This window comes from Rhizobacter sp. P2_H2 (genome assembly GCF_056403375.1).
Window position 1 is genome coordinate 1 of sequence record NZ_JBFUFP010000297.1, and the last position, 5,555, is coordinate 5,555.

Here is a 5,555-nt window from a genome sequence, read left to right on the forward strand (position 1 = left end):
CATCGACCCCGCGTCGATGACGGTGTCGCGCGAGGAGCAGACCGACGCGGTCGTGAAGTTCCTGGCGGGCGACATCGATGCGATCGTGTTCGCGTCGGCGCCCGAGGCGCTGATGGTGCAGATGCTGCTGCAGACGCCGGGGGTGAAGCTGTTCGACTTTGCACAGGCCGATGCGTATTCGCGGCGCTTCGCCTTCCTGACGCCGGTAACGCTGCCGCGCGGCGTGGTCGACCTGGCGGGCGACGTGCCGCCGAACGACGTGCGGCTGATCGCGCCGACGGCGACGCTGGTGGCGCGCGAGGACCTGCATCCGGCGCTGATCCAGCTGTTCGTGCAGGCGGCGGCGAAGATCCACGGACCGRCGGGCTGGTTCCAGCGCAAGGGCGATTTCCCGAACGCGCGCGGCACCGAGCGGCCGCTGGCGCCGGAGGCGCAGCGCTTCTACACCAGCGGTTCGCCGCTGCTGCAGCGCTACCTGCCGTTCTGGCTGGCCAACCTGATCGACCGCATGTGGGTGGTGCTGGTGTCGATCGTCGCGATCCTGATCCCGCTGTCGCGCGTGGTGCCGCCGCTGTACCAGTTCCGCATCCGCTCGCGGATCTTCCGGTGGTACGGGCAGCTGCGGGCGGTGGAGGATGCGCAGGGCGTGCGGCCGAATGACGAGTTGCGCTCGGAGCTGGACAAGATCGAATCGAGGGTAGGCAACGTGACGGTGCCGCTCAGCTATGCGGACGAACTTTATTCGCTGCGCAGCCACATCAACATGGTGCGGCGGAGGTTGGATGCGGCGGGGCAGGATCCGACGGGTTGAGGGATCGGCGCCTGCGTGCAAAGGCGCGAGTAGGCAGGGTGTGGCTCGCCGGCCGGGTCGGTCATCGCCCCGGGGGGCGATGACTCCCCTCCGCTGGCTGGTTTCAAGGCCCGTCGCCGAAACTCCCGCCACTCGCTTCGCTCGTTGTGGTCAAACAGTCGGCGACAGTCAGTGCACGAAGCGCGCTGACGCGCGCGGGCCRYGAAACCAGCCAGCTCCGGCGACCCGTCCTGATTGGCGCTCCACAGCCTCCCCGCACGCGCCTTCTGCCACCACCCTGCCTTTTGGGAGGTGACAAGCGAACAAATGAGGTTTGAGCCCGGGTTGTCACCCGGGCGCGCCAGGCGCTTCTTCTACGCATCAAGCCACTGGTTCGGCAAAGGCACGGGCCAATATGCCAGCAGCACCTACGAACGGCGCAGGGGGACCACGATCACCAGCGACAACAGCGCGCCAACGAGCAGCGGCCACAGCCAGAAGCGCGCCGCCCAGCTCGCGTACGGCGTCATTCCCTCGCGGCCCTCGACCGGCGCCTGCAACACCCCCGTCGTCAGCGGCGGCAGCTGGTGCGTGACCCGCCCGGTGTGGTCGATCACCGCCGTCACGCCAGTGTTCGTCGCGCGCAGCATCGGCCGCTGGAACTCGATCGCCCGCATGCGCGAGATGTTCAGGTGCTGCGCCAGCGCGATGGTGTCGCCGAACCAGCCGATGTTGCTGAGGTTCGCGAAAATGGTCGGCGCCCGCTCCGGCTCGCGGAAATGCGCCGCCAGCTCCTCGCCGAACAGATCCTCGTAGCAGATGTTGGGCGCGATGCGCTGGCCCTTCACCTCGAACGACGGCGCCCCCACCGGGCCGCGGTTGAAGTCGCCCAGCGGGATGTTCATCAGCTCGGTGAACCAGCGAAAGCCGGTCGGGATGAACTCGCCGAACGGCACCAGGTGGTGCTTGTCATAGCGGTAGAAGCCGCCCGGCCACTTGGCCGTCTCGCGCGACAGCCCGACCGCCGAGTTCGTGTAGCCGGCCTCGAAGCTGCCCAGCGGAACGCCGATCAAGGCCGCCCGGTCGCCATGCTGGAAGCCGGCGGCCAGCGTGGCCCAGTAGCCCTCGGGCAACTGGTCGGGCAGCAGCGGCACGATGGTCTCGGGCGCGAGGATCAGGTCGCCGCGCGCCGACTGCAGCGTGGTCGCCGCCCACACCAAGGCCTGCGGCAGCTTGTCCTCGGCGAATTTCTCGTCCTGCGCGACGTTCGACTGCAGCAACGACAACTGCAGGCTGCCGCTGCCGCGCGTGAAATTGACCGGCTGCATCGCGGCCAACCCGCCGACCACCGCGACGCTCGTGATGACACCCAGCCCGCCCGGCCCGACGCCGTTGCGCAAGCCGATCACCRCCAGCGCGCCGAGCAGCGCCGCCACCCAGCCGATGCCGTGCACGCCGATCCACGGCGCCAGCAGCGCGAGCGGGCTGTCGACGTGCGAATACCCCGAGGCCGCCCACGGGAACCCGGTGAACAGCAGCCCGCGCGCCAGCTCGGCCAGCAGCCAGCAGGCGGCGAACACCAGCGCATCGACGACCAGCACGTTGCGCCGCAGCACGCCGAACAGCGCCATCGCCGCCGCGAAATACAGCGCCAGGAAGGCCGACAGCGCCACCACGGCAGCGCCCGCCATCCAGGCCGGCAGGCCGCCGTAGCGGTGCATGCTGACGTAGAGCCAGAACGTGCCGGCCACGAACCAGGCCGTCGCGAACGCCCAGCCGAGCAGCGCCGCCCGGCGTGGCGAGGCCCGACTGACGCGGAACGCGAGGCCGGCGACCGCCAGCAGCTGCAGGATCCACGCGTGCGTCCAGGTCGCGGCCAAGCTGTGCACGCCGCCGAGCACCAGCACCATCAGCAGGTCCAGGCCGAGGAACATGTTCTCGGAGGCGCCGACCTCGCGGCGCGCGCTGCGACGGCCCTTGCCGGGCCCAGGCGCCGCCGCCTGCGGCACCGCCCTAGGCACCGTCTTCACCCACGGCCGCCTCGGGCGCGCGCGTCACCTTGAACCAGCGCACCGCACCGCCGCGCGTCAGCATCACCGTGAAAATGAGGCTGCCGACCGGCACCGCCTCGCCGCGCCGCGGCACCCGGCCCAGTTCCTGGGCGACCAGGCCGCCGATGGTGTCGAAATCGTCCAGCGGCAGCACCTCGCCGAACGATTCGTTGACCGCCTCGATCGTGGTGTCGCCAGCCACCCGGTGGCTGCCGTCGGCCAGCGTGTAGATGCCGGATTCGCCGTCCTTCTCGTCGAATTCGTCCTCGATCTCGCCGACGATCTCTTCCAGCACGTCCTCGATCGTGATCAGCCCGGCGGTGTTGCCGAACTCGTCGATCACGATCGCCAGGTGGTTGCGGTTGGAGCGGAAATCGCGCAGCAGCTCGTTCAGGCCCTTCGATTCGGGCACGAACACCGCCGGGCGCAGCAGCGTACGCAGGTTCAGTTCGGGCGCCCGCTGCAGCTTCAGCAGGTCTTTCGCCATCAGCGTGCCGACGATGTTCTCGCGCTGGCCCTCGAAGACCGGGAAACGGGAGTGGCCGGTGCCGATCACGAGCGCCAGCAGTTCGTCGTACGGGGACTCGATGTCGAGCAGGTCCATGCGCGGGGCGGCCACCATCGCGTCGCCGGCGGTCAGGTCGGCCATCCGGATCACGCCCTCGAGCATCATCCGCGACTCGGGAGCGATCAGCTCGCGGTTCTCCGCGTCGGCCAGCGTGGAGATCAGCTCGTCCTTGGAGTCGGGGCCGGGCGACATGAATTCCATCAGCCGCTCGAACAGGCCGCGCTTGTCCGCGGGAGCGGGGTGCTTGTCGGCGCCTCTGGAAGATCGACTCGGGTGGGGGTCTGACATCGCGCCGGGGCGAGAGTTCTACAGGGTCAAAAGCTTACTCGAAGCAGGGAGTCACACTGGCTTGACACATCTGATACCTTGAACAAAAGTTTTTCGGCCGCATCTGGCCCGCTTCCTTGTCAAGGACCGACATTCCATGAGCCTCATCCCCGCCACCATCCTGACCGGCTTCCTCGGATCGGGCAAGACCACGCTGCTCAAGCGCGTGCTGACCGAAGCGCACGGCCAGAAGATCGCCGTGATCGAGAACGAGTTCGGCGACGAGAACATCGACAACGAGATCCTGGTGCAGGACACCCAGGAGCAGATCATCCAGCTGAACAACGGCTGCGTCTGCTGCACGATCCGCGAAGACCTGCGCACCACGCTGAACGACCTGGCCGAGAAGCGCCGCAAGGGTGAACTGAGCTTCGACCGCGTCGTGATCGAGACCACCGGCCTGGCCGACCCCGGCCCGGTCGCCCAGACCTTCTTCATGGACGACGAGATCGCCGAGAGCTACCTGCTCGACTCGATCCTGACCCTGGTCGACGCCAAGCACGCCGAATCCCAGCTCGACACCCGCCAGGAGGCGCGCCGCCAGATCGGCTTCGCCGACCAGATCTTCATCAGCAAGACCGACCTGGTCGACGCCCCGGCGGTCGATGCGCTGATCCACCGGATCAAGCACATGAACCCGCGGGCGCCGCAACGCAAGGTGCACTTCGGCGAGGTGCCGCTGGCCGAGGTGTTCGACCTGCGCGGCTTCAACCTGAACGCCAAGCTCGACATCGACCCCGATTTCCTGAAGGCGGACGACCACGACCACCATCACCACCATGGCCACGATCATGATCATGACCACGAGCACGGCGAACACTGCGACCACCCGCACCACCATGTGCATGACGACGACGTGAAATCCTTCGTCTTCCGCTCCGACCGGGCGTTCAACCCGGCCAAGCTGGAGGATTTCCTGGGCGCGATCGTGCAGGTCTACGGCCCGAAGATGCTTCGTTACAAGGGCGTGCTCAATATGAAGGGCAGCGACAAGAAGGTGATCTTCCAGGGTGTGCACCAGCTGATGGGCAGCGACCTGGGCCCCGCCTGGGCCAAGGGCGAGAAGAAGACCAGCAAGATGGTGTTCATCGGCCTGGACCTGCCGAAGGAAATCTTCCTGCAGGGGCTGGAGCAGTGCCTCGTGTGATTCCGTCGAAATTCCCGTTGAGTCGGAAAACAACGTGGCTACAATCCGCGGCGCCCAAGTTTGGCTGCGGGGTGATTGCCCACCCCGCGGAGCGGGTATAACAGCCGTTGCGAGGAGATCTCAGTGACAAAGACCCCGGCCCAGCGAGCAACACCATCAGCGTCAACGGCGAAAAAGCCGGTGTCGGCCGCAAAGACTGCTGTCAAGACCGCGGTCAAACCTGCTGCCAAGGCCCCGGCCAAGGCAGCCGCTGCGCCGAAGGCGCCAGCCGCCAAGGCACCGGCGGCCAAGCCCGCGGCGAAGGCGGTGCATGCACCGGTGGCCGCGCCGGCCAAGCCGGTCGCCAAGGCCGTCGAGGTGGCTGCACCGAAACCGGTGGCCGTCAAGCCGCCGCCCGCCCCCAAGCTTTCCGCCGCCGCCCGGGCTTCGGCAGCGGCCTCGTCCCCGGCCCCGATTCCACCGGCCACATCCCGTTTCGCAGACCGCTTCGCGCCTCCGCGGCCGCCCACCCGACAGATGAATTCTCTTGTGACCGACATTTCCAAGCACGAACACAAAGCCGACCCCAAGCTCGCCAACGCCTGGAAGAACAAGCCCGGCGAGGCGCTGACCGACGACGAGCTGCAGGCCATGCCCGACAGCGAGTACATGAACGAGAAGCAGCTGGCCTTC

4 protein-coding genes and 1 pseudogene are annotated in these 5,555 nt (G+C 67.7%); 3 read left to right on the plus strand and 2 right to left on the minus strand.

Going from position 1 to position 5,555, the window contains the following annotated elements; all coding sequences use genetic code 11:
- Positions 1 to 811, plus strand: an 811-nt coding sequence (locus AC1D15_RS16225; RefSeq protein WP_477826773.1) for a TAXI family TRAP transporter solute-binding subunit, incomplete at its 5' end; no start/stop codon positions are given.
- Between the two features lie 407 nt (positions 812 to 1,218).
- Here AC1D15_RS16225 and lnt read toward each other — a convergent pair.
- Positions 1,219 to 2,820 (minus strand): apolipoprotein N-acyltransferase, encoded by a 1,602-nt coding sequence (gene lnt, locus AC1D15_RS16230; RefSeq protein WP_477826774.1) that lies wholly within the window; start codon positions 2,818 to 2,820, stop codon positions 1,219 to 1,221.
- A complete protein-coding gene (locus AC1D15_RS16235; RefSeq protein ID WP_477826775.1) occupies positions 2,804 to 3,697 on the minus strand; it encodes a CorC family transporter in 894 nt (297 codons plus the stop codon). Before AC1D15_RS16235 ends, lnt begins: the two co-directional genes overlap by 17 nt.
- A 136-nt stretch (positions 3,698 to 3,833) precedes the next feature.
- Between AC1D15_RS16235 and AC1D15_RS16240 the strand changes: the two genes are divergently transcribed.
- Both AC1D15_RS16240 and AC1D15_RS16245 read left to right on the plus strand, forming a co-directional pair.
- A complete protein-coding gene (locus tag AC1D15_RS16240; RefSeq protein WP_477826776.1) occupies positions 3,834 to 4,883 on the plus strand; it encodes a CobW family GTP-binding protein in 1,050 nt (349 codons plus the stop codon).
- Positions 4,884 to 5,189: 306 nt separating this feature from the next.
- Positions 5,190 to 5,555: pseudogene (locus AC1D15_RS16245) on the plus strand (RNA polymerase-binding protein DksA); the annotation flags it as partial.

Excerpts from the sequence above, each read along its gene's own strand:
- AC1D15_RS16235 (WP_477826775.1), bottom strand. The coding sequence starts at position 3,697 with ATGTCAGACCCCCACCCGAGTCGATCTTCCAGAGGCGCCGACAAGCAC.
- AC1D15_RS16240 (WP_477826776.1), top strand. The coding sequence starts at position 3,834 with ATGAGCCTCATCCCCGCCACCATCCTGACCGGCTTCCTCGGATCGGGC.